The sequence below is a fragment of the Mycoavidus cysteinexigens genome (assembly GCF_003966915.1).
GTDB lineage: Bacteria > Pseudomonadota > Gammaproteobacteria > Burkholderiales > Burkholderiaceae > Mycoavidus > Mycoavidus cysteinexigens.
The window spans coordinates 1,938,522-1,964,691 of the sequence record NZ_AP018150.1; the positions used below are offsets into that span (position 1 = coordinate 1,938,522).

At 47.4% G+C, this 26,170-nt stretch carries 16 protein-coding genes and 2 pseudogenes; 8 read left to right on the forward strand and 10 right to left on the reverse strand.

All coding sequences use genetic code 11. From position 1 onward, the window contains the following. The first annotated feature begins 32 nt into the window (after positions 1–32). Positions 33–158, forward strand: coding sequence for a hypothetical protein (locus tag MCB1EB_RS12545; protein ID WP_269471763.1), 126 nt, complete (start codon positions 33–35; stop codon positions 156–158). Positions 159–844: 686 nt separating this feature from the next. Here MCB1EB_RS12545 and MCB1EB_RS08265 read toward each other — a convergent pair. The 4 genes from MCB1EB_RS08265 to MCB1EB_RS08280 form a co-directional block, all read right to left on the reverse strand. Continuing rightward, positions 845–4,420, reverse strand: coding sequence for an NACHT domain-containing protein (locus tag MCB1EB_RS08265; protein ID WP_052394067.1), 3,576 nt, complete (start codon positions 4,418–4,420; stop codon positions 845–847). 397 nt (positions 4,421–4,817) lie between these two features. Further along, entirely contained in the window at positions 4,818–5,423 is a 606-nt protein-coding gene (locus tag MCB1EB_RS08270; protein ID WP_161566209.1) for a hypothetical protein, read from the reverse strand. Next, on the reverse strand, positions 5,357–5,782 hold the full coding sequence (locus MCB1EB_RS08275; protein WP_045365263.1) for a glycoside hydrolase family protein: 426 nt from the start codon (positions 5,780–5,782) through the stop codon (positions 5,357–5,359). Before MCB1EB_RS08275 ends, MCB1EB_RS08270 begins: the two co-directional genes overlap by 67 nt. A 9-nt stretch (positions 5,783–5,791) precedes the next feature. Beyond that, entirely contained in the window at positions 5,792–5,983 is a 192-nt protein-coding gene (locus MCB1EB_RS08280) for a hypothetical protein (RefSeq protein ID WP_045365261.1), read from the reverse strand. Between the two features lie 190 nt (positions 5,984–6,173). On the opposite strand from MCB1EB_RS08280, the gene istA reads away from it, so the two are divergent. The 6 genes and pseudogenes from istA to MCB1EB_RS08310 form a co-directional block, all read left to right on the forward strand. Next, positions 6,174–6,842 carry an IS21 family transposase gene (gene istA, locus MCB1EB_RS08285; protein WP_161566210.1) on the forward strand — a complete coding sequence of 223 codons (669 nt, stop codon included), beginning with the start codon at positions 6,174–6,176 and terminating at the stop codon, positions 6,840–6,842. 60 nt (positions 6,843–6,902) lie between these two features. After that, complete coding sequence (locus tag MCB1EB_RS12095; RefSeq protein ID WP_161566211.1) at positions 6,903–7,067, forward strand: hypothetical protein; 165 nt, start codon at positions 6,903–6,905, stop codon at positions 7,065–7,067. A 38-nt stretch (positions 7,068–7,105) separates the two neighbouring features. Next, a pseudogene (locus MCB1EB_RS08290) lies at positions 7,106–7,947 on the forward strand (transposase). Positions 7,948–7,973: 26 nt separating this feature from the next. Continuing rightward, positions 7,974–8,333 carry a hypothetical protein gene (locus MCB1EB_RS08295; protein WP_052394060.1) on the forward strand — a complete coding sequence of 120 codons (360 nt, stop codon included), beginning with the start codon at positions 7,974–7,976 and terminating at the stop codon, positions 8,331–8,333. Between the two features lie 4,539 nt (positions 8,334–12,872). Continuing rightward, the gene (locus MCB1EB_RS08305) at positions 12,873–13,859 is read left to right on the forward strand and encodes an IS110 family RNA-guided transposase (RefSeq protein WP_126353997.1); all 987 of its coding nucleotides are present in this window, start codon (positions 12,873–12,875) and stop codon (positions 13,857–13,859) included. A gap of 202 nt (positions 13,860–14,061) precedes the next feature. Then, positions 14,062–15,212, forward strand: a pseudogene (locus MCB1EB_RS08310) (IS3 family transposase); the annotation flags it as partial. Between the two features lie 231 nt (positions 15,213–15,443). Here MCB1EB_RS08310 and MCB1EB_RS08315 read toward each other — a convergent pair. Then, a complete protein-coding gene (locus MCB1EB_RS08315) occupies positions 15,444–15,752 on the reverse strand; it encodes a group II intron maturase-specific domain-containing protein (RefSeq protein WP_126353998.1) in 309 nt (102 codons plus the stop codon). 1,199 nt (positions 15,753–16,951) lie between these two features. On the opposite strand from MCB1EB_RS08315, the gene MCB1EB_RS08320 reads away from it, so the two are divergent. Further along, on the forward strand, positions 16,952–21,496 hold the full coding sequence (locus MCB1EB_RS08320) for an NACHT domain-containing protein (protein WP_052394055.1): 4,545 nt from the start codon (positions 16,952–16,954) through the stop codon (positions 21,494–21,496). Here MCB1EB_RS08320 and MCB1EB_RS08325 read toward each other — a convergent pair. Genes MCB1EB_RS08325 through MCB1EB_RS08345 form a run of 5 tightly spaced genes read right to left on the reverse strand, consistent with a single transcriptional unit; the run spans position 21,493 to position 26,159 of the window. After that, positions 21,493–22,062: a hypothetical protein gene (locus MCB1EB_RS08325; RefSeq protein ID WP_052394052.1), complete on the reverse strand. Its 570-nt coding sequence runs from the start codon at positions 22,060–22,062 to the stop codon at positions 21,493–21,495. The genes MCB1EB_RS08320 and MCB1EB_RS08325 overlap by 4 nt on opposite strands. Then, a complete protein-coding gene (locus tag MCB1EB_RS08330; RefSeq protein ID WP_045365249.1) occupies positions 22,062–22,487 on the reverse strand; it encodes a glycoside hydrolase family protein in 426 nt (141 codons plus the stop codon). The genes MCB1EB_RS08325 and MCB1EB_RS08330 overlap by 1 nt, the downstream gene beginning before the upstream one ends. A gap of 9 nt (positions 22,488–22,496) precedes the next feature. Continuing rightward, entirely contained in the window at positions 22,497–24,290 is a 1,794-nt protein-coding gene (locus MCB1EB_RS08335; RefSeq protein WP_045365246.1) for a hypothetical protein, read from the reverse strand. Beyond that, positions 24,290–25,537, reverse strand: a complete 1,248-nt coding sequence (locus MCB1EB_RS08340) for a hypothetical protein (RefSeq protein ID WP_045365243.1) — start codon at positions 25,535–25,537, stop codon at positions 24,290–24,292. Before MCB1EB_RS08340 ends, MCB1EB_RS08335 begins: the two co-directional genes overlap by 1 nt. 43 nt (positions 25,538–25,580) lie before the next feature. After that, positions 25,581–26,159, reverse strand: a complete 579-nt coding sequence (locus MCB1EB_RS08345; RefSeq protein ID WP_045365240.1) for a hypothetical protein — start codon at positions 26,157–26,159, stop codon at positions 25,581–25,583. Positions 26,160–26,170: the final 11 nt, after the last annotated feature.

The window sequence follows — 26,170 nt, forward strand, 5'->3', positions numbered from 1 at the left end:
TCGTATTAATTAGATCAGGCTGGAGTACTTGAGTGCGCACCGCTATCGCGGGAAGTCATTCGCTCATGCTCGATACAGATTGCGCAAAGCTGATTTCGGTCGAATATGTCGACCCGATACAAGAAGATTTAATGGATATTAGTGGCACTGCTCTATAAAAACAAGGAAAGTGTTTTTCGTTTTATTGTTCTTGACTACGGGAGAGTTTTTCTATGCGCAAAATTACTGCTGCTCTTGCACCACGGTGACTCACCAAAATAGTAACTCAAATTTTTTAGAGTGAAAATGCTTTTTACTGTACATCCATACAGATATTTTGCACTATTCTTAGTGCTTTTTTAGTGCTCAGTTTTTTAGGATTTGGACAGCTACGAAATCGGCGTTCGTTGTAAAGTTGCAAAATCCGTTGTAAAGTTTGGATTCAGAAACCTCGCAAAGCCTTATGCGGTGGGGTGACCGACGGGGCTCGAACCCGCGACAACTGGAATCACAATCCTAGTGGCAAAACGCATTTTTTGCTTATAAATCAATAGACTAGAGAAAATACTTGTCAACAGCTTGGCAAAAAGCCATATAGTATTTATAAGGATTTGCCAGATGCCGTTGACAAAATTTTACTTGTCTTTCTTTCTATAAAGCCTTGTGTATACACTTGGCCTGAACCAAAAAATTAGGAATTGAAGCGAGATAAATATCTCCTATATTAGATAAAATAATCTCGAAATGATTTTAGTTAAATCCAACATTTACCTATTGGAAGTCCCGTGAGGAACTTCCAATACGCCCTGTTAACACCCTACGTTAACTTAGTCTCTCTCACGCGAAGTCTGACAATACAACTCCATCATTTGCGCCCCCGTTGCTTTATCAGTGCTCGATTCATCTCGCTTAGCCCTACTACTCCTTCTATTATTGTTTTATTCACATTCAGCGTCGCATGCGGGAACACCCAGTTTAAGCGAACCCGCACTTCAGCTCCCTCTCCTATTTCCCACTGACGAACAAACTTATTACCACTGCCTGTCAACAAATGCGATCCCTCCGACGTCGCTTTCCAGGCTACGTCACAGACTCCCCCAGTAAAATCTCGAATCTCTCTTAGACACTCTCCCGATATGACATTCCATAGCCGCACCGTCTCGTCAGAACTTCCCGAAGCGATCTGCGCGCCGCTGGGCGAATACGCTACGCTAGTAATAGAGCCGGTATGACCAGTCAAGGTGAGGATGGGTGCGCCGCTCTTCGCGTCCCACAAACGCACTGTATTGTCCCAACTCCCCGAAGCGATCTGCGAACCGCTCGGCGAATACGCCACGCTAGTAACAAGTTTGGTATGGCCACTCAAGGTGAGGACAGACGCGCCGCTCTTCGCGTCCCACAAACGCACCGTATTGTCCCAACTCCCCGAAGCGATCTGCGAACCGCTCGGCGAATACACCACGCTAGTAACAGAGCCGGTATGACCCCTCAAGGTGAGGACAGACGCGCCGCTCTTCGCGTCCAACAGCTGCACCGTATTGTCCCAACTCATCGAAACGATCTGCGCACCGCTGGGCGAATACGCCATGCTATTGACCCAGTCGGGACGGCTAGTCAAAGTGGGACCACGCACGCTGCCCTTTGCGTCCCACAGTCGCACAATCTTGTCAACACTCCCTGAGGCGATCTGCGAACCGCTCGGCGAATACACCACGCTAGTAACAGAGCCGGTATGACCCCTCAAGGTGAGGACAGACGCGCCGCTCTTCGCTTCCCACAAACGCACCGTATTGTCCTCACTTCCCGAAGCGATCTGCGACCCGCTCGGCGAATACGCCACGCTATTAACCCTGTTGGTATGTCCGGTTAAGGTGTGCCCCGCCACACCGCTGTGCGCGTCCCACAGCCGCACCGTATTGTCCCTACTCCCCGAAGCGATCTGCGAACCGCTTGGCGAATACGCCACACTAGTAACAGGTTTGGTATGGCCCTTCAAGGTGAGGACAGACGCGCCGCTCTTCGCGTCCCACAGCCGCACCGTCTCGTCAGAACTTCCCGAAGCGATCTGCGAACCGCTCGGCGAATACACCACGCTATAAACCCAGTCGGTATGGCCAGTCAAGGTGAGGATGGGTGCGCCGCTCTTCGCGTCCCACAGCCGCACCGTATGATCAGCACTTCCCGAAGCGATCTGCGAACCGCTTGGCGAATACACCACACTGTAAACCCAGCCGGTATGGCCCATCAAGGTGAGGATGGGTGCACCACACTTCTCGCCCCATAACCGCACCATCTTGTCCCAAACTCCCGAAGCGGTCTGCGCGCCGCTGTTCGCGTCCCACAGCCGCACCGTCCCATCATAACCTCCCGAAGCGATCTGCGCGCCACTCGGCGAATACACCACGCTCAAAACAGAGTCGGTATGGCCCGTCAAGGCGCGGATTTTTGTCCAGCTTGACGTCTCGTACACGCGAATCACGCCGTTACCAAGACCCATCGCACAGAATTTCTCATCCGGCGAATAGGCACAGGATCTCACATCGCTCTCCTCTTCCAGATACGGCCATTCGCCAAACTGCACCCCGGCCATCTGCGCCCTGCTTAAATTCGCCTGGTGCAGCCAACTTGTGCGAAGCTTGACCCGGCTCAAATCCGATCCTTGCAACTGCGCCGAATCAAATACTCCATAGCTCAGATCCGCTCCAGGTATTCGGATTCCCTTTAAATCCTTCCCATTAAACTGCACTCCTGCTCTAACCAACACCGTTATCGCATTCGCCGCCCCTACCGTTACAGGAGTATTTGGGATTTTAGAAACTTCTATCCATGCATGAAGGTACGCCTCAAACTGAGGTTGCGCTTTAACCCGCTCAACTAGAAAATCTAAAATAACCGGTTCTTGAACTAAAGGGAGCTGATTTAGCACATCTTCTGGATGCGGTTCTCTTGCTTTTAAATCAGGCGTACAAATAGTTCGGGCCACTAAATATTCCTGCATCGACTTATGCGAAAACTCATAGTGCTGCTTTTGCCTCATTTGGAATGGTGCGTTAAAGCGCAGTAGACGCGTCTTTGCATCATTGGCAAAAAATGCCGAATAAACTTTTTTATATTGCTTCTCAAAATCTTCGCTATCCTGAGCAAACGTCAACCCCGCTTTGCTCAACTCTACGGCACACTTGTTTATATATTTAAAACCCTGTTCCACAAATCCGCCTGCGTGTTCACACAGTTCTTTTCTTGCTTTTTCCTCGTCATCAGTTAATGCAATGGCTCCCAAGCGAGATTGCCAATTCCCCCACCAATGCTGAAGATAATGCTCGTATACCGCTCCTAGCGTTAACGCTTTTTGGTTTTGATCCGTTTTCCCCAGCTCAGGCAGTATCTGCAACAGCATGCGCAATACGATCGGACGCTCCAGATCTTTGCCTAAAGTACTCAACTGGTTTAATGCCTGCTCATATTGCCCTACCGTCCACGGAGGGTTCATCTTGTTCACATAATTTTCAATATAATGAAACCTCTGATCTGCAGAAAACGGCGCCATCCAGGCTTCCCTAAATCCATCACGCGCTCCTTTAGGACGGAAATACGTTTGATAATTCGCCTCCAAATACTCAGGTCGGCTTGTAATCACAAATTTTGCATTTTCCCACTGCCATAATTCATTTAAATCATAAAAATTACGATTTCGCTCCTTGATCTCATCATATCCGTCGAAAATAAAAATACAGCGTTGATGTGAATGTGTCCGTAAAGCTTCAATCTGTTCCAGCGCAAATCCTTTACTTTGCAAAAATTGTTGGATTACCTGCTTATTCGGATTTTCTATGCTTCTAAGCTCGACAAAAAATACTAACGGCGGATCGTTTTGGGTTTCGGATAGATGCTGATACTCTCCCAGCTTTTTAAGGGCCAAATGACGATTAAACGTCGATTTCCCGGTCCCCGCTACGCCCTGCAATAAGAAGACCGTCGCATCTGACGCAAAGAATCGCTCTAATTCTGCTTCAAGATCGACGGTTTCTTCGCTCAGTCCACTTTTCTTAATCCCCTGCACCGGAACATACATCGATAGCACATCCCATTCCCCCTTACCCTTTAAACTCTTTTCATACTCTTCCTTGAATTTCTCGATACTTTTGCCCAGTATCGCAAGGGGTTCAGGGCTTGACTGCAGCGCTTCCTTCTGCGCCGCCAAACTCTTCTCATACCCTTGAATTAAGGTTTCTAACAACTTAGGATCTAAAGCCGTTCCATGGTAATGTATGGTATTCTCGTTATGCGAACCATGGATTGGGATACTGACTAAGCCTACGCTGGTTTGTGTGTAGGAACTCACCTCTGCCTCATGAACGACATGAAACAAATCCGGCCGTGCTGGCGTATTCGAGGGGATAGAAGAAGGCGGATGACTTTTTTGATTTGAAATAGGCAACATGGTGGTCGCTCCTCTCTAATAATTTATTGATCGGCTCAATACACTTCTACCAGCTAAAAATCCAGCTTTTGCTGAATGAAACCCCTCACTTCAAAGCTGGCTCGTAGACAACTCCCAAACCTTCGAGAGAATTCGACTTTTATTTGAGGTTTTACTCGAGAAATTCTACTTCAAATTTGTTTCGGAAAGCTCATACTTAATTTTTAATAAGGCATAAAAATCTTTAATTTGGATTGAACTCCGAAGCGGAGAGTAACCTATCTTTTTTTTCATTAATTTTTATTCATTTTTTTCGAATTAAAAATCCGGCGCAAGCTTCCCGAGCGTACTACCAAAGCTGATTCTCCCTTCCTGCTCTCGAAGCAATTTGTACTTACTATATAAATGCTAGAAGGCGCTATGGCATTTCTTTGTGTGTATTCTGTAGCTGCTGATAGAACGCTCTTAATCCAAGTGCTTGCTCGCGCCACTGCCAGCAAACACTGGCGTTATAGGCATTCACTTCGGCCAGCTCAGCAAGCGAAATTCCGGCGGGTCTTCGGTCAAGCTCTGTGGCAACTCCGGCAAGCTCACCGGTAAATGCAGAGTTGTAGTGGCGCACGAAGCCAACATTAACGCCAAAGTGGTGAGTATCAGCTTGGGTAACATAGACAGGGACTTCCTTGATGATGGTTTCACCTTTCTCTTTGACAATTTTGATGCGGTCACGGTATTGAATTTCAGTTTGTATAACAACTTTGGCTTGGGCTTCGGCGAGTTGGGCCGTAGCGGTTGCAATACGCGCTTGATAAATTTCAAGCTCAGCTTTGCACTGGTAAATCTGTCCTGTATACCGCCATTCCTGTACTTTCCAGGCTGCGCTGCTCGCCAGTAAGGCACTCGTTAGTATGAGTAAAACTGGCAACTGCTGGCTAAAAAGGCGTACAAACCCGCCCATTACGTTTGACCTAAACGCATCATGTTTGCCAATCGCACCGCTCGTTGATTCACTTGCACAGCCCATTTCGATTGCAACATCGCATCGGCTGCCTGCGTGTATTGGCCACTTTGCATCAAGTGCAGCGTATGTTTAAACCCTAGCAATTTGCCAATCCCTAAGTTGAAACACATATTTGCCAATACTCGCTGGCGCACAGGGTCAAGCGCTTGCCACCACGGCATGTGTTCATCCAGCCCTTTTTCAACTCGGACAATGTCGTTGCTCAGTAAATAATCATTTTCATGGGAGCTAATACCCATATCGCTCAGATTACGCCCCGTGCCAATCGTGAGCTTGCCCACCGTGTCCGTGTAAGGTTTAAGGCTCACGCCTTCATCGCGCTTAAGCTCAGCAGTGAGCAAAAATCTGTTGTGCTGATCCATCCGGTTTGTTCAATTCGAGACTTCGAATGCCGTCGGTGTCGTCAAAACACTCGCTTTAGGTCCGAGCTGGCGTATGCGCTCGGCTATGGGCTGCGCCGCCTGTGGGCGCTTTGCTAGCGCTGCTGCCGTCAGGCGATTCAAAAACGGTAAATACGGCATACTTGCTGCCGCGAGGCTCAACGGAATAGCTGGATTAATCATTTTCCCTGCTGTCATCAATGCCGTAGTGTTATTGAGTATCAGTCGGCCCGCTGTACCTGAATCGGGATACTTTGAACTGTAAAACAGCGTGCAAAACTTACCAGTTTATTAGAGGAAACAGCGTCCAAAAGTTTCCATCCTATTTATGCAAAGATCCGGCGAATTTGCCGGGGAAACTGGAGTGTTTTACATGGAAATGATTTACGAGATAAGACGTCGATACAAAGTACAAAAGCAGAGCATCAGCGCGATAGCACGAGAGATGGGTTTATCGCGTCCGACAGTGCGCAAACATATTGAGACGGTAAAGGAACCCAAGTACGATCGAACACAACCGATACGGCCCCAATTGGGTGCTTATGAAGGACAACTAAAGCAGTGGTTAGAACAGGAAGCCAAGTTTCCCCGTGGCCGCCGTCGTACTGCTCGTCGACTGTTTGAAGGGTTACAAGAAATAGGATACCCGGGCGCTTACGACAGCGTGCAACGCTTTGTTAAGGATTGGAAACTAAAGGCTCAAGGACCGCGAGTCACACAAGTTTTTGTACCCCTCGTCTTTGAGCCTGCTGATGCTTGCCAATTTGATTGGAGCCATGAGCATGTCGAATTAGGGGGTGTTGGGCAAACAGTTAAGGTGGCCCATTTTCGGCTGGCGTATAGCCGTCAGCTCTTTGTTGTAGCCTATCTGCGCGAAACCCAAGAGATGGTATTCGATGCACATAGACAGGCTTTCACTTTTCTGGGTGGCGTGCCCAACCGAATCATCTACGATAATCTCAAGACGGTGGTGGATACCATTTTAGTCGGTAAGGAGCGTCAATTTAATCGGCGTTTTCTGACTCTAGCCAATCATTACTGATTCGAGCCAGTCGCCTGTACACCAGCCGCAGGCTGGGAGAAAAGGCAAATTGAGAATCAGGTGGGCAATGTACGGGAATGGTTATTCACGCCGCTTGCGCGCTTTTCTAATCTGGTCGAACTCAATGACTGGCTGGCTATACGCTGCCGAGAACTCGCTCAACGCAAACACTCCTGCCATAGTGGACGCCCTATGGTAATCCCCCCACAAATTGATAGGATTTGAAAGTAGAATTTCCTCCAAAGAGAAAAAGGAAGTTTTACGTGAAGAAATCAAAGTTTTCAGAAAGCCAGATCATCAGTATTTTGAATCAGGCGGAAGCGGGATCGCCGGTACCAGAGCTATGCAGAGAGCATGGGATGAGCTCGTCGCTATTTTATAAATGGCGGAGCAAATACGGGGGAATGGATGCGTCGATGATAGCGAGGCTAAAAGAGCTTGAAGAAGAGAATCGTCGTCTAAAAAAGATGTATGCAGAAGAAAGATTAAAGGCGGAAATTATCCAGGAGGCCATGCAAAAAAAGTGGTGACGCCATCTTGCCGACGCAAGGTGGCGCAATGGGCAGTAGAGACAAAGGAAGTGAGTGTCCGGCTGGCTTGTGAGATGTTTGGGGTAAGCCAAACATGCTACCGTTATAAGCCTAAGCAGTCTTCAGAAAACGATCAGCTCTCGGATGGAAGAAGCATCCGGCTATTTAATGTCATCGATGATTTTAATCGCGAGGGATTAGGTATCGAAGTGGATTTCTCTCTGCCCTCAGAGCGCGTGATTCGCTCGTTGGAACAAATCATTGAGTGGCGAGGTCAGCCAAAGCGCATTCGTTGCGATAATGGTCCGGAAAATGTCAGTGTTGTAATGCAAACTTGGGCTCAAAAACACCGTATCACCCTGGAGTTTATTCAGCCGGGTAAGCCGCAGCAAAATGCTTATATTGAGCGTTACAATCGAACTGTTCGCTACGATTGGCTGGCTCAGGATTTATTTGATACGCTTGAGCAGGTGCAGGATTGCGCCACACGTTGGCTATGGACATATAATCACGAACGCCCCAATATGGCCATTGGAGGCATTACCCCTAAACAAAAATTGGCCCTTGTGGCTTAGCTTTCTACTTTTAAAATCTATTAAAAATGGGGGGATTACCCCGCGACCGCATCAAAATCGTCAAAGAAAAAGGTGAAACGATTATTAAGGAAGTGCCTATCTATGTTACCCAAGCTGATACTGACCGTTTTGGCGTTAACGTTGGCTTCGTGCGCCTCTACAACGCAGCATTTGCCAACGAACCTACCGGACCTCCCAACGAGTTTGACCGAGAACCCGCCAGCATTTCGATTGCTGAGATTGCCGAAGTCAATGCCTATAACGCCAACGTCTGCTGGCAATGGCGTGAGCAGGCGCTTGGATTGAGAGCGTTTTATCGGCAGTTACAAAGCTCACAAATAGAGACAGCACCCTCGCCTTACACCATGAGATACGATCGAAAATAATTCCTTATCGCTATTTTTCAACATTAAGCTTAGGGCTTTGCAAAATATCATCTATTTAAAACGAAAACCTATTAGAACACATTAATATTTATTTCCTTGCCGCTTGATTTTATTCAATTTTGATAGCAACCAATCTTCTCTACTTTGATTTTAGCACTTTCTTTAAACCTCTCTTTATAAATGATTTACTTTGCTCTATCACATCACCTGTTAGTGCCCAATGCGGCTTTAAGAGTTCCTCGTTCTCCACACTTAAGCCTCGCATTTCTTCTATTGCTCCACGCTGTTTTAAAAGCCGCACATTCCTCTCGCTTAAGCTTTGCACCCCTTCTATCTGCATATTCCTCAAGTTCAGCACTTCATGCCTCGGATTACCCCAGCACAGTTTCGCTTGATACCCTGATCCTTCTTTTTTGAGCTCCCATTGCCGCACTGACTTATCTCGGCCACCCGTCGCCAAATACTGTTGTCCATTCAGAACTGTCCAGGCAATACTAGAAACTTGCCAACTAAAATCTTCAATGATTTTTAGACAATTCCCCGAGACAACTTCCCACAGCCACACTGTTTTATCAGAACTGACCGAGGCAAGCTGCGATCCGCTCGGTGAATACGCCACGCTATCAACAAAGTCAGTATGATTTAACGTACGCACAGCCACTCCGCTTTTCACATCCCACAGTCGCACCGTTTTATCATAACTGCCCGAGGCGAGCTGCGATCCGCTCGGTGAATACACCACACTATAAATCCACCCGGTATGTCCTCTTAAGGTGCGCACAGTCACTCCGCTTTGCACGTCCCACAGACGCACCGTCCTGTCATTACTGCCAGAGGCGAGCTGCAAACCGCTCGGCGAATACACCACACTAGTAACAACTTCTGCATGGCCTTCTAAGGTACGCACAGCCTCTCCGCTTTGCGCGTCCCATAGACGTACCGTTTTGTCAGCACTGCCCGAGGCGAGCTGCACTCCGCTCGGTGAATATACTACGCTCCTAACACCACTGGTATGACCCTCTATGATGCGCACAGCCGTGCCGCTTTCCGCATCCCACAGACGTACCGTGTTGTCAGCACTACCTGAGGCAAGCTGCGTACTGCTCGGCGAATACGCCACGCTAATAACAGCGCTTGTATGTCCTTCTAAGGTGCGTTCAGCTGCTCCGCTTCGCGCGTCCCACAGACGCACCGTTTTGTCAGCACTGCCCGAGGCGATCCGAAAACCGCTTGGCGAATATGCCACGCTTTTAACAATGGAAGTATGGCCATCTAAGATATGCACAGCCGCGCCGCTTTGCGCGTCCCACAGACGAACTGTATTGTCCCAACTGCTCGAGGCACGCTGCGCGCCACTCGGCAAATACACCACGCTACTAACAGGGTAAGTATGGCCTTCTAAGGTGTGCTCAGCCGTGCCGCGTTTCGCGTCCCACAGACGCACTGTCTCGTCATCACTGCGCGAGGCGAGTTGCGCTCCGGTCGGCGAATACACCAAGCTTCTAACAGCGTCGAGATGGCCTTCTAAAGTGTATTCAGCCGCGCCGCTTTCCGCATCCCACAGACATACCGTCCAGTCATAACTCCCCGAGGCGAGCTGCAAACCACTCGGCGAATACACCACGCTACTAATAGCCTCGTTATGCCCTTCTAAAGTGTGCGCAGCCGCGCCGCTTTCTACGTCCCATAGTCGCACCGTGTCGTCATCACTGCCCGAGGCAAGTTGCGCTCCGCTCGGCGAATACGCCACGCTATTAACACAGGAATTATGGCCTTCTAAAGTGTGCACAGCAACTCCGCTTTCCGCGTCCCACAGACGTACCGTAGCATCCCAACTGCCCGAAGCGATCTGCGTTCCGCTCGGCGAATACACCACCGTAGTAACAATGTTGGTATGGCCTTCTAAGGTATGCTCAGCCGTGCCGCGTTTCGCATCCCACAGACGCACCGTCTTGTCATTACTGTGCGAGGCGAGCTGCGCTCCACTCGGCGAATACACCAAGCTTCTAACAGTGGCGATATGGCCTTCTAAAGTGTGCACAGATGCGCCACTTTCCACATCCCACAGACGCACCGTCCCGTCAACACTCCCCGAGGCGAGCTGCAAACCGCTCGGCGAATACACCACGCTCCAAACAGAGCGAGTATGGCCTTTTAAGGTGTGCACCGCCGCGCCGCTTTGCGCATCCCACAGACGTACCGTCCAATCATCACTCCCCGAGGCGAGCTGCAAACCGCTCGGCGAATACACCACGCTCATAACACGGGAGGTATGGCCTTCTGAGGTGTGGATTGTTGCCCAGTTTGACGTATCATGCACACGAATCACGCCGTTATCAAAGCCCATCGCACAGGTTTTACCATCCGGCGAATAGGTACAGGAAAATACCTCACTCTCTTCCTGCAAATACACCCATTCGCCGAACTGCACATCGGTCATCTGCGCTCCTCTTAAATTCGCCTGCCGTAGCCAGCTCGTGTGAAACTTAACCTTTCTTAGATCCGCTCCTTGTAATTGCGCTGAATCGAATACACCATTACTCAAATCCGCTTCTGGTATCCGGATTCCATTTAAATCCGCACTGTTAAATTGTATCCCGGCTCTGACCAATACCGTCATCGAATTCGCCGCCCCTACCATTACAGAAATATTTGGGTTTTTAGAGGCTTCTATCCACGCGTGAAGATAGGCCTTAAACTGCGCTCGTTCTTTAACCCGCTCCACAAGAAAATCTAAAATAACCGGCTCTTTAACCAAAGAAAGCTGATTAATTACATCTTTTGGATAGGATTCCGTCACCTTAAAATCAGGACCGCAAATCGCTCGAGCCACTAAATATTCCTGAATCGATTTATGGATAAAACGATAGTGTTGTCCTTGGTGAATCAGCGGTGCATTGAACAGTAATAAACGTTTTTCTGCATCCTTTTCATTAAAGTACTTCCCCCAGGCTTTTGGAATAATCTCTTCTTTTTCAGGGTCATAGAAAGCCTGTACAAGGTGTTTTTGAGTTAGAGCAATCGCCATCTCTTGGCTCGCCTTTAGCCCTTTTGCAACCAGATGTTGCCCCAACTTACTTCGTGCTTTTTTCTCTTCATCGGTTAAAGTAATATGCAGCAACCGCTCTTCTGATCGATTCCACCAACGCGATATAAATTCGTCGTATAGTGCAATACGAGTCATCGGCGCTGACCCGCTTTCGGCCAAATCGGGTAAAAGATCAAGCGCCATCCGCAGTAAAAATGGACGGCGGATCGCTTCTTTTAACGTCGGTAAATTATTTAAGGCGTCCTGGTATCGTTTTAGATTCCATCCAGTGCGTTGGGTATGTTGAATATATTTTTGTATATAGGCGGTGATCCAATCATCTGAAATCGTAGAAAGCCAATATTCTTGTAAAACAGAAGTCTGCCCCCGTTTCTGAAATTGACTACGATAGTTTCCTCCGAGATACTCGGGGCGTGAACTAATAATAACTTGAGCATTCTTCCAGTGATCGAGCTTATTCTCAGTATAAAAGGCTTGTGTACGATCTTGAATTTCATCAAAACCGTCTAGAATAAAAACCAGACGTTTTGCTTTTCTAAGCCCAGTAATCGCTTCTGGCGAAAACTCTTGTTCCAGTAAATAGCTCTCTATTAAATCCTTACAAGACGGCGTATGTTCAGCAAGTGCAATAAAAACCGGGATAGGGGTAGTAGAGGATTGTTGATACTCATCCCATAGCATGCGCGTTAAATGTCTATTAAAGGTGGATTTACCTGAGCCCGCCTCTCCAAGTAGCAAAAGTACTTTTTTGCTAGACGATAAAAATTCGCGTACTTTATCAATGAGTGGAAAGATAATTTTACTATCCGCCGTTTCTTGTCCTTCAGAAGGAATATATAGCTTGAGACCGTCTCTTACTTCATCAATTTCTTCGAGCACATTAAGGTAGGCAGTCCTTAGCTCTTCAATATGCGTGCCTAATTGAGCCAAGGGCTTATAACGCGCGGCCTCTGCATGGCCATTCAACTTTTCAAATACTAACTTGGCATTTGAATCTGAAGCCGTTAAGGCAATGTACGTTGTAAATACATTGTTATCTCCAGAGGCTTGATTGCTCACCAAACAATTTTCGCTGGCTTGCACAATGGTCTGTCCCTCTCCGCTCGCTTGCTCATGAATTGCTTCAACCCGTGTCAGCAGATTGGACCGAGTCGAAGCGTTGGAGATATGGGGGACATTTGAACCTGAAATTGACAACATTGCTGACTACTCCTCTTGTATCATTATTTCCGTGGTGGTTAGCTCCCATCACACGAAGTGAAGAGAGTTTGTTACTCCTCTTGTATCATTATTTCCGTGGTGGTTAGCTCCCATCACACGAAGTGAAGAGAGTTTGTTACTCCTCTTAAGGCATAGACCTTGTTATAAAGATCAAACCCTTCACTTCACTTCTCACCAACATAAAACTGAACGGTAGCCAAGGGTTCGACCCTGTATGCACAAGGATAGTGAGTGAGTTGGTAATTCTATTGTAAATTGAGAACATAAAGATGTATTACCTCGGAATCGATGTCGCCAAAGCCAAGCTGGATTGCTCGTTTTTACTGGATGAAACCGGTCTTAAACGTAAATCCAAAAAAGTAACCAATAGCCAAGCTGGGTTCAGTGAACTATTAACCTGGCTTGCCAAACAAGGTATTGAGCTTACGGAGCTTCACGTCACAATGGAAGCTACGGGGGGTTATCATGAGCAAGCCGCTCAAGCCTTACACGATGCAGGTGTTGCGGTTTCCATCGTCAATCCGGCCCAAATAAAGGCTTTAGGAAAGACCCTAGCCATACGGACTAAAACTGACGCAGTTGACAGTTTCTTGATCGCTCGTTTTGGCTTGCTATGCAAACCTGATGTTTGGGTTCCTTCAGCTCCAGAAGCAAGAGCGCTTAAAGCTTTGCTCGCCCGCCAGGAAGCTATTTCTGAAGACCTACAGCGTGAGCGTAATCGCCAAGAAAAAGCCAGCATTTCGACTACTCCAGAGCGTGTTCAGAAATCGCTTGATGACAGCATTCATTTTCTGCAAACCCAGTTAAAACAACTTCAACAAGAGATCGATGATCATATCGACAAGCATCCTGCTTTGAGAGAAGACTTAGGTTTGCTAAAAAGCATTCGCGCGATTGGCCCACAAGTCGGCAAAGCGATGCTTTCTGTGATGCAAACCCATTCATTTAAAACGGCCGAACAACTCGCCGCTTACTTGGGCCTAGTGCCCGTAGAAAGACAATCCGGTTCCTCTGTATTGGGCCGCTCCCGACTTTCTAAAGCAGGTTCTCCTGAAATCCGCGCTAAGCTTTATATGGCCGCTGTTGTCGCTATACGCTATAACGCACACGTCAAAGCTCTATACGAACGTCTACGCGCGCGCGGTAAATCCGCTATGTCGGCTCTGGGCGCTTGCATGAGAAAACTGGTTCACCTGTGTTTTGGCGTGCTTAAAACACGTATGCCTTACCAAGAAAATTATCGAAATATTGCTTGACTTGGAAGACGGTATCTCTATATTTTGTGTTTACTTATCTCTGAAGACACCAGTTAACAATCTGGCTTTCACGAAATAAAACTCAAGGCTTCGAGCTGGCGCTTAGGCAATACCAAAATCTCGTCGAGTCACCCGAGGGAACCGCCCCCTGATGTTGACCACTTTTCACGGACACCCTTAAACTATCAAAAAGGAGTCTGTAATGCGTAAAAGCAAAGCGCCATATCCATCGGCCTTTCGTCAACAAATCGTAGAGCTTGTGCAAGCAGGTAAGAGCGCTAAAGAGCTATCTAAAGAGTTCGGATGCTGCACTAAAACAATCTTGAGTTGGGTCGCCCAAGCCTCAATAGCTCAAGCCCCTAAATCATCGATCAAGGTGGGCCTAACTACGGCAGAGGGAGAAGAGCTCAGTCGCTTACGGCGTCAAGTACGACAGCTTCAAATGGAGCGCGATATCTTGGCAAAGGCTACGGCCTGGTTTGCCGCAAAAGGCGAGAAGATATCTACCCCCTCTTCGAGCTCATGATGGCGAATCAGGCCGAATTCCCCGTGCAGGTGCTGTGCCGAGTGTTAAAAGTTTCGCGTAGTGCGTATTACGCTTGGAGTCAGCGTAAACCGAGTGCTCGTCAACAAGAAAATACGCAGCTGATAGAAGAGATTCGCATCATTCATGCTGAGTCAGATGCGACGTATGGAATGCCCCGTATTCGAGCTGAGCTGATGGAGCAAGGCTGGGCCGTTAGCCGTCGCCGAGTAGCAAGGCTGATGCGCCTTCAGGGCCTACGTGGCGTGTGCCGTCGTCGCTATCAAGTGACCACTCGGCGTGACTTACGGCAGCCGCCCGCACCTGATCTGGTGAAGCGTCAATTTGTTGCTGATGAGCCGAATCAGCTATGGGTGGCGGATGCTACGTTTGTGCCGACTGGAGCTGGCTTTATCTATCTGGCCATTGTCTTGGATGTGTGGAGTCGACGTGTCGTGGGCTGGGCCATTGGCGAGTCTCTCGTTACAGAGCTGATGCTCGACGCTTTGAATATGGCACTTGAACAACGTCAGCCTGAGAATGTGATTCATCATAGCGACCAGGGCTGTCAATACACCAGTTTTGCCTTTAGCAATCGCTGCAAGGCAGCGGGCGTGAAACTGTCTATGGGCAGCGTTGGTGATGCCTACGACAATGCGATGGCAGAGAGCTTCTTTGCCAGTCTTGAGTGCGAATTGCTGGATCGGCGTAGCTTTAAAAGTAAGTCTGACGCTCGCTTAGCTGTATTTACGTGGATTGAGGCTTGGTATAACCCTAAACGTAGGCATTCCTCTCTTGATTACGTTTCACCGATTCATTTTGAAAGGAAACATTTGCAAAAAAACGACATTCAGCCTGATGACTCTCTATACGAGTCAGAGGGTCTGATACTGGGCACAATGGATTCTGTTTTACCTAGTATTCATGCCGACTTACAAAACAATTTCATCTCTGTTTCCAATTGATTTATGGAAACCCTTTACTGTCCGTGAGAAGGGGGCAACATCACCCTCAGGTGCTCACAGAACCGCACGTGAGACTCTCGCCTCATACGGCTCCTGTCATCCAACCCTACTTCCCCCTGCCTGCCAGTAGTGAAACATCCGTGGATACTCATTCTTCATCTTGCGGAGCCATTCCATACTGCGTCGCTTGTGACGCAGCAGTGTTTTGTATTTCCTTCTGGCCCATTGCTCAAACCGTTGATCCAGATATCGGACTAGCTTGCGCATTGCCGTTTGATAAAATGCCCCATAGTAGTTCCACCACCCTCGGGTCGTTGAGTTGCATTGCTGCGCCAAATCAGCAAGCGTTTTCAGCGTTTGTCGATGAAGCTTCCATCCTCGCACGGTCTGCCGCATGTGTTTCATGGCATCATTGCTCACTCCCGGCAGGAAACTAGTAAATATCTTGCCTTGTTTGCTCTGAGCCTTCCTCCGCCTGAACGTAAAACCGAGGAATGTGAATTGCACATGCGGACAGGCTCGTTTTGGGTAGAAGTTTATTAAAGGTGCTGTGCGCTTTGTCGACTAAGCGTTGCGCTTCAGAAAAATACTTTTTTTGGTGCTGCTGGTCGGCCCGATTTAAATAGTCGGTGCTTTTTTAATGTAATAATGAGCGTCGTGGCCCAACACGGTGCGCTTGAAACTGGAAACTGCCGATATTGTTGATGTCATGGTCTTTATGCGTTTTCTCAGCATTCAGCATCTAGGGGAGGTAAAGCGCCCCGCCTCTGGCTGACCGATTCAGTCCGCATCCTCGTTGTACGGTCAACGCTCTATGCTCACCTGATGGACATAGAACCCCTCAGCGCCATTCAACTGCGCATTTTTACTTCGACTTCTTTTTGCTGAGCTGATTCTAGCAGCCTTTTTAACAATAGAGTGAACTAACTAATTTTCGAGGTCACAGTATTTTTTATTTCAACACAGCAATTTTTTCATGAAAAAGTCTGACCTTTATTTCGGCTTTTATTCCAATCGTTTTAAAAAGACAATAGTGAGTTCAATATGAGCAAATCACGACCTGCTAGATAGTGATATTTGCCGCCTAAAATTGCAGTTAATTTCTAAGTTATTTTTATCTTGATGAAAATTAAGGCTGAACCACTAAATTGTAAAATTCCAAAATCCGTTGTAAAGTTTCGATTCAAAAACCTCGCAAAGCCTTATGTGGTGGGGTGACCGACGGGGCTCGAACCCGCGACAACTGGAATCACAATCCGGACGGCAAAACGCACTTTATCTTTATAAATCAATAATTTAATAAAAATAATTGTCAATAATATTGCAGAATAACGCTCTGTGTTTATAAGCATTTACGGGATGTCATTGACAAAAATCTGCTTGTATTTTTTTCTTGATAAAACTATGGTTTCCACCCAGATGTGTCATTAACGCTCATGCTGTATGGTGATTTTGGGGCAACCTTAAAATTAAAATGCGGCAATATCGTTTTCGAATGCTTCAGCATTTCTTAGCCTATACTGATTTTGGGAAGGCTGGTTTTTTTAGCAAAAGCTCGGTGGGCCCTTTTACAACTCGTTCAAAATAAAAGAGAGGTAAAAACTATGCTTTCAAAAATCACCGTAAAATTTGTTGAGTCATTGCAACCGAAGGCAAGTGCTATGAAACGCGGGGAGGACTTGTTAAAACAAGCTGATGAGTTTATAGGAAAAAATGAATCCGCTCAGGCACAGCATAGTCTTGATAAAGCAAAAGCCGCCTTGAAACACGCTCTTCCAAGCGGGAAAGAAACCGAGATTAAGCCTTTGCTCGGAGAAGTTTATCTGAAATGCGCAGACCTCTTGAAACTCAGTCAAAACTTTACGATTGAAGAGGTACGCAAGAACTATACAAAAGCACAGCGCTATCTTTTGGATGAAAATAAACAAGAAGAGATAAGAGCTTGCCTGGCTAGTTTTCCGGCTTCCCCCGCCCATCGGCAGATACAGAGAAAACCCACTCTTCCTCCCTCTTCTGTGCCAGCTATACTTGCTTCAATAACTGGCTTACCCGCCGGATTTTTTACTGGCACCACATCCTCCTCTACGCCCAACCAACCTCTTAAGTCCTATCGCTTTGTCGGTCCTAACGATATTACCGATACTCGGCACTTGGCATGGTGCTTGCAAAAAACTGCCTGTGATCCTGAATCTAGCGAAGTGCAAAAACAATTATATTCACTTGCGCGTGAGGTGATTGAACAATTCGGTAAAAGAAAAGGCAAAGACCTAATATGCATGCGAGAAGCGGCTGAATTAGCCACGGTTCCATATATAAAAATATATAGTCAATTAATTGACCACGCGGTGCAGGCACTTAACCTCCAGCTGCACCCCACCCTCAATATAGATGTGGTGCAAGGTCTAGCCATAATCGTGCGGAACTGCCCGGAGCCACTGTTGAAAAAAGAAGGGGGGGTGAATGCGAATATCTGGACAAGCATATTGAGTGTTTCGCTGGAACGTCTAAAAATTGTACATAAAGGCGAGACTGTGCCTGTGCAGCAGTTAGTACAGTCGATCTCGCAGTTGCTCGATGCGATGGTGCAAGCGGGGGTTGCGGGCATAAGTCGCGAGCAGTTGCAAAAGCCACTCAATGATGAGCTACGAGATGAAGACAAGCTTAATCCTCATAAAGACGCGGAGCTCGCCTGGCAAATTCGTTATGCGCGTGAAGCCTTGGCTTATATACCCAATGATGAGAGTACAGCGAAAGCCGTGCTGCGTTGCCTCTTTAATGCTGGAGTAGGGATTTTGAAATTAGCAAGTGCAGTTAAAAATTGCGATGTAGGTAAATTGCTGGAGAGTTTTGACCACTTTGAGGACACTTTCGCAGGCGTCCTTGAGGTAGCTAATACGATAGGATCATCGAGTGGTCTCAAAGAAGCGATCAATAGTGTAAAAGAAGCGAGTGCCTCGTTTGACGAGCTCAAAGCAGACTGTCAAGATAGGAGTCGCCAGAAAGGATGGTACGCCGCCCTGCAATGTTTGGATATGCTGATTGGAACTAAAGAGTGGGTGAAGTTCGAAGCATTTGTGCGTCAAAGCGCTTACCGTCAAAATGCCGATTTTTTACAGGGGATATGCCAACGCTTAGAGAGGATTATCTGTACTCAAGAAGACGAGACAATCCAAAAACAGGCAATCCAGTTCTTACAAAGTCTGCAACAAGATACCACTCTATGGATGAATGAGAAGGCTGGGGCACAGGCATTATTTAAGCAAGGTTCCGCGAAAGTCAAACAGAAAGCGCAAACAACCTTAGAACAATTGGAGAGGCGCGCCACTCAGCTTGAGTCTAATGATATTGATGTATCCTGGGGCTGGGGTTCGGTAAGCCAAAGTGATTTAAGCACCCAGTTGTTAGACGCGGCTCGTGCCAAGTTGAAAAAATTACTGCTCCAGAAGCTGTTGGGCAACCTGCAGGACAATATTCAGAAGTTGAAAAGCACATATTTAGAGGGCCTGCAGCAAGACAAAGAGATCAAGGATGCGCTAACAAACTATGTCGCTCCCGAAGGGATATTACTTAACGATACAGGCCGTTTTGATTTGAAGAGTAAGGTTCAAGATTTTTTGAACTCAGACAAAAAAACATTGCTTTTGTTGGGTGACGCTGGCTCAGGCAAATCCACCTTTAACCGTCACCTTGCCTGTACTTTATGGGAGACTTATATCCAAACCAGTGCGGCAGAAGATATTGTAATCCCTGTGTTTATTTCGTTGTCAAGCCTGCCAGAAACGGGCCCAAATCTGGTCAGTACATTCTTTGAAACGCAAGAATTCTCAAAAGAGCAAATTAGGGAATTACAAATCAAACATCGCTTCGTATTGATTCTGGATGGTTTCGATGAAATCAAGGATCGTCATCGGTCATTTTATAAAGATAACCAATTAGATAAATGGAAAAACGCCAAAATCATCATTAGTAGCCGCCCAGAATATTTAGGGCCTAATTATCAATACAAATTCCACTCGTCAGAAGAATCCACTGCACTGCAGGAATATTGGTTAGCACCTTTTTCCGAGAAAACGGTAAAACTGTATATTGATCGATATAGCGAAACTCATCCACACGCTTTATGGAGCGCAGAAAGATACAAAAAAGCCTTAGAAGAACCGGGCTTAAAAGAGTTGGTGAGTAATCCCTTTTTGCTCAAAATGGCCATGGGTGAGCTACCCATACTGAGTCAGATTCGACAAGCAGAAAGTCAGCGTTTTACCCGAATTGCCCTTTATGACCAGTTTGTGAAGAGCTGGTTTGATCGCTCGCAACAGCGTCTGGCTCAAATTCAACTCAATGCAGAAGAAATTACAGAGTTTAAACGCCTAGAGCAGGAGGGATTCGCGGAGCATGGAATGGATTTTAGCAAAGAATTAGCTAAGGAAATGTACCTAGCAGGAGAAGTGGTGACTACTTACTCAGCGACCGCTACGCGGGAGCGAAGGATCAATGCTGCTCCAGAAAACAATTGGCGCAAGAGGCTACTCAGTAACGATAGCGTGCAAACGAAATTAAAACGCTTAAATGCGCCATTGATCTGTCAAAACAAAACTAGTGGCTCAGGCCAAGAGTATCGGTTTATCCATAAATCGTTACAGGATTATTTTGTGGCGCAGGCACTGGGGGAAGAGCTGAGAGGGAATGCTGATGGTGAGGATTTAGAGTTATCTAAGAAACTTAGTGTAGTAAAAAATATAGGTCGGCTGTGGGACGATTTGAGAGATGGCTTGGATTTGGAGCAGTCGGCTTTGTTCAATGTGCTAAACGTAGTGAAAGACCCAGCAGTACAGAGTTTTTTAATAGAGCAAGTACGGCAGGATCCAGGTTTATTGAAACCGCTTTTAGGTTGGGTAAAAGCTTCAAAGGCCCGAGATAATGTTGAAAGAGCAGCGGCGAATGCGCTAACGATTGTGGTTAAAGCAGGTGTGCGGTTGAATGGATTGGATTTAAGCCGAATCAAAGTGCCGGGAGCAGACTTAAGTGATGGATTGTTTGAGGAAACCCAATTTAAAGGTGCTGATTTGAGCGGAGTAGATTTCCAAGGTGCATGGTTGGAAAGCGCGAATTTGGAAAAGGCGAAACTGGATGAGGTTAACTTTGGGCAGCTGCCTAATTTAGAGCTAAAGGCTATAGATAGTAGAAGTTATGATTTACCTGATGGCTCTTGGTTAGCTACTAACACCATGCATATAGGCGATCAGATTAAATATTATAAAGCTGATATCATAGAATTACGTACATTAGAAAAACATAGTCGTGAGGTGAATAGAAAGGCATTTTCGCCATCAGGAAAAATTCTAGCGTCGGGGAATGTAGATGGTAGTGTGAAGCTATGTAGAGTAGAAAGCGGAGAATTAATGCATACGCTGCCAGGGCATAATAGCGAGGTGAGTAGTATAAGTTTTTCTGCGTCAGGAGAAATGGTGGCATCGGGGAGTATAGATGGCACAGTGCAGCTATGGCGAGTAGAAAGCGGAGAATTGATGCATACGCTACCAGGGCATAGTGGGGAGGTGGTCAGAATGACCTTTTTGTTATCAGAAAAGGGGGGTGCCGCGGTTGTATCTGAAAGTATTGATGGCACAGTAGAACTGCAGTACGTAACGGATAAAAACTATCAGCCATTTACGAATTTCGAAGCCATTAATTGGAGGTGGGATAGTTATTCGTATTTCTATTGTGAGGACTATTTGCTTTCAGAGAAGGTTTTAGGACGGGAAAATTTAGGAGGGGAAAATTCGGGACTCTTAATGCGTGATACGAGATTTAAAGTAACGATAACGGGTCATATTATAAAAATAAATTCAATAATTTTAAAATCAATTCCTAACAATTGCGCATTCGACTACGGGGATTTTTCTGAAGGATGTCGTGGGGTTAAGATTTCGGGACCAATAGATAAAAAAATAGAGGATAGGGAACTGAATTTATATTGGGCTCCGTCTCAAAGCGCATTGAATGTAAACAACATGTCTATCCAAAACGCTGATGGTTTGAGTTCAACGGATACGCGTTTGCTCAGACAAAGGGGAGCACGGTGTGAGCCGCCTGACCAAAAAGATACATTAAGTAAGCCGGCCCTCATTACTAATTGGCCGGGAGTTTAATTACTTGACACCGAATGTTGACTCTTTGTTGTAGTGGATTGTTGAGCGTGCTGCAACTGCCGATAAAATGCCCTTAATCCAAGTGCTTGCTCGCGCCATTGCCAGCAGACACTGGCGTTATAAGCATTCACTTCGGCCAGCTCAGCAAGCGAAATGCCGGTGGGTCCTCGGTCAAACTCGGCGGGAGATCCGGCAGGCTCGCCGGTAAATGCAGAGTTGTAGTGGCGCACGAAGCCAACATTAACGCCAAAGTGGTGAGTATCAGCTTGGGTAACATAGACAGGGACCTCCTTGATGATGGTTTCACTTTTCTCTTTGACAATTTTGATCCGGTCACGGTATTGAATTTCAGTTTGTATGACGACTTTGGCTTGGGCTTTAGTAAGCTGAGCCACAGCCATTTTTATACGCGCCTGATAGGATTCAAGCTCGGCTTTACATTGGTGAATCTGCCCTGCATAGCGCCATTCCTGTACTTTCCAAGCTACGCTGCTCGCCATTAAGGCACTCGTCAGTATGAGTAAAGCTGGCAGCCGCTGGCTAAAAAGGCGTATGAACCGGCCCATTACGTTTGACCTAAACGCATCATGTTTGCTAATCGCACCGCTCGTTGATTCACTTGCACAGCCCATTTCGATTGCAACATCGCATCAGCTGCCTGTGTGTATTGGCCTCTTTGTATCAAGTGCAGCGTATGTTTAAACCCTAGCAATTTGCTAATCCCAAGGTTAAAACACATATTCGCCAATACCCGTTGGCGCACAGGGTCAAGCGTTCGCCACCACGGCATATGTTCATCCAGCCCGCTTTCAACACGGACAATGTCGTTGCTCAGTAAATAATCATTTTCAAAGGCGCTAATACCCATATCGCTGAGATTACGTCCCGTGCCAATCGTGAGCTTGCCCACCGTGTCCGTGTAAGGTTTAAGGCTCACGCCTTCATCGCGCTTAAGCTCAGCAGTGAGCAAAGATCTGGTGTGCTGATCCATTCGATTGACTCAATTCGAAGCTTCGAATGCCGCCGGTGTCGTCAAAACACTCGCTTTAGGTCCGAGCTGGCGTATGCGCTCAGCTATGGGTCGTGCAGCCTGTGGGCGCTTCGCAAGCGCTGCTGCCGTCAGGCGATTCAAAAACGGTAAATACGGCATACTCGCTGCCGCGAGGCTCAGCGGAATAGCGGGCTGCTTTAATCCACTGGCAAGGGCAGCCATATTAAGCAGTCGACCTGCTGTACCTGAATCAGGATAAGCTGAACCTAATACGCTTCTTCCTGCATCCGATAAATCTTCCATCAAGGCCGATCCCCGTGCATAATTTCCTTTACCCACGCTTTTATCCATCGAACGCACAACAGAAGCGAGTTGAGCGGGTGTAAAAATTCCGTCGGTAGAACCGATGCGCCCTGATGCATCTCGAATGCGCGTATAAGCGGCATACCCATCGTTAATTGCTTTTAATTGCCCAGCATGTTCAGGGTTAGAGCGCTGCAAGCTAGCCCGAATGGACGTGCTTATCTCATTCAGTGCGGTACCTAACTCCCGCTTATCGAATGATGGATCACCTCGATAGCCTGAAGACAAGCGACCCAACTCACTTTCTACGACTTTAATACTATCTCCTGTTGCATGACCTTGTGGCGTTAAATGGCGAAGCACTTTTTCACGCAGAATTGTCTTAAACGCTTGCGCCTCTGCCTTCGGTAACGTCTGAGCCATGCATTGCAGTTGATTGATTTCCGTCTTAAATTGGTTATCTGCGCGAAACTTTAAGTTGGGTAACAATTTATTGTACGCATCAGACAGTTGGCGCGAGACGTGCCTCACTCCTTCACGTCCAACCTCGCTAGAAACCTTTTCTTCAATCGGGTCTAAAGTCCGATGATAGGCGGCACGGTTAAGATCTTCCACAGCGCGTCGGCGAGCGGATGTAATCGCATCACCCACTATGGGTACGCTGGTTAATTTGTCTTCAATCCTTTGGGCCGTACCGCCCATGACCTGCCCTGGCGTTGGCGTAACGCCTTCTTTAAGTAGTAGCTGAACATTCTTATTGGTCGAGGCCTTGGGGCTTAAGATCCGCGCTAAAGCGCCAGCCACCCCCGTCGTTGCACCGCCTGTCATGGCTCCAAAGGCAATTTGCTTGTTTTTCTCTTTCCAGAACTCCCCGTCTGTCACCGGCTCGAGTGCGCCCAGCACGGCCCCTGTACCCGCACCGGCTGCTAAGCGACCCGCTAATGCAGGCCCCGCAGCGGGTACCACAGCAGCCAACGGCGCTGTTATACCCATATTGCCAGATAGGCGCGCCCAATCCGTTCCACTTTGCCCCATTGCCTGACGCGCCGCTTGATAAGCCGCTTCTCTTTGCTTGAAGGCTTCATTGCTCAGAGGCACCAGGCCCAATGCTTGAGTGACTGGACCGACGATGGGCAGATCATTCACATACTGAATACCTTGATTGATTGCGCCAGAGACCTTATCCGGTAAGGCATTCATGACATTCTGTGCGAGTGCGTCGGGTAGATCGCTGACGCCTTTGAGCATTTGCATTGGAACAAACGCCGCTTTTTGCCAAGACGTAGGAGACGCAGCAGATGTATTTGGGGTGTTGAGTGAGGATGGAGCCTCATCGTCCCAAATCACTTCTTCCAAATTAATTCCTGGGGCAATTTTAGGCCCATGGGCTTGGGGTGGCGTAGCATCAAGTTCATCCTCCCAAATGACTTCTTCCAGGTTAATCCCAGGTGCAATTTTAGGGGATCTAGCCGGCACTGTTTTCTCAGGAAGCAAGCTCATCACTTAAGCTCCGTATCGCCATCTGAATATTGAATTACTACTCGGCCATCTTTCAATTTTCCGCGTCTGATAATCTTACGTGGCGTTTGCGAAACACGCGTACCCTCTTTCTGAGCAGGAAATTGAAGTAACTCCAAGTTTATTCGGTCCATATCCTGCAACGAATTATTGCGCATTTCCTGAAAAGCCTGCTGAATAATCTTTAGGTTTCCCACCACCTGTTCATAACTTTGCGCTCGATCCAGACTTCCTAACGCTTCCTCAATAAGCTTTGTCTGTCTTTCATTCATATTACCAAAGCCCGTTGCCCCTGCCGCACTGCCCTTGCGCATATCCTGAATCACACCTAATGAAACTTTCGATTTAATTGTTTCTAGGTCAGACTTGGCATTGGACTGAGCAGGTGTCATCAGCACAGTAGGCTTATGGCTTAGCTGAGGACCACTTATGCCTTTCAAACCTTCTTCATTCTTCAGCACCCGGTCCAAAAATCCCAAAGCGCGGTTAAGTGACTTTACATTCGTTTCATGCAATGCTGTATGCTCTCGTAAAGTTGTTTCAGCTTTTTTATGACGCCCCGCAGTTTTGGCCTGCGTATCAGCAAGCCTGGCTCGCTCATTTTCAATTTTAAGCTGCGTCAACGGCGATGACGCTTCCTCTAAGACTTTTTGAGTTTGTGCATTACGCAATGCATTTTGGGCATTTTGGGCCTGTCTAAAAAAATCCACCGTCTCCGCGTTACCTGGGAGAATCTGACCTGTAGCATGATTAGCCATATAGCCGGTGTTGCTTATATTCTTAAACGGCTCATAAGGCTTGCTCGACGCAATTGAAACCAGCCGGTTCTGTAAATCAAGATCCTGCGAATCCGCCGGAATCACCTGGCGTGCTTCACCGATTAGTGCTTGTTTCTGCGCGTCCCCTACAAACTTAGAAACATCGTGGTGGCCGGTCTGACCAAACATTTTGTAGCCTAGACGCAGGGCTTGCGCATAGTGAGGATTCTGTTGCGCTAACTTCTGAATATCGGGATCGTTATCCAGCCACTGAGCAATGTTTTTTCGATTGTCCAGCGTGTAGTTTGAGGCGTCAGCTTCTGCCTGCGCTCGCATCTGTTGAGCACCCATTAAGCCCGCTTGCATCTGCGCTTTCTCTTTGACCATCGGCCCCATGGCTATGGCCTGGAACAGTTTATTGATCCCTGCACTGATCGGCTCGGCTGCCAAGCCGTTTAGTTCGAAACTCATCTGCCTATCCAAAAACGATAAAACTTCTTTAAACTCAATGGGATTAACCCATCATACCCGTTTGCCCAAGCCCTGATAGCACGCTACCTCCAAGCTGCATCCATCCATTCGGAATCCCCGCTTGTTGAATTCCGGTGCGATCGGCTCTCATCTGACCCTGGCTATAATTCCCCAGCAGGCCGACCCTTTGGCCAGTATCTGCCAGCCCTCGTATCTCATTTCGCCGTAGTTGCTCCGTCGCTTTTATACCGCTCAGAATACGGGCCAGCGCTTGCGCATCCTTCAATCGTCTTTCCTGAGAGTGTTTAAATTCATCCAGATAAGAAGACGATACATTCCCCTGCACTTGAGGTTTTTGCTGCTGGATCGATGCTCTAATCGGCTGCATCATTTCCTGCTCGAACTGCTCAACCAACTGCCCGCGCTGTTGTTGGCGTACTTCAGGCTCAAATTGACGAGCCATGTCCATTACGGCCTTTTGCGCCTGCTGCTGATAGTCGTGCTGCCTTTGCAGGGATAGATTTATTTCATGCTGCTGGCGTCTATGTGCATCCTGCGATGTTTTCTGACGCAACGCAGTACCTGCTACCATCGACGCAAGCGCGGCCCATAACGGAATCATTTAATCTCCTC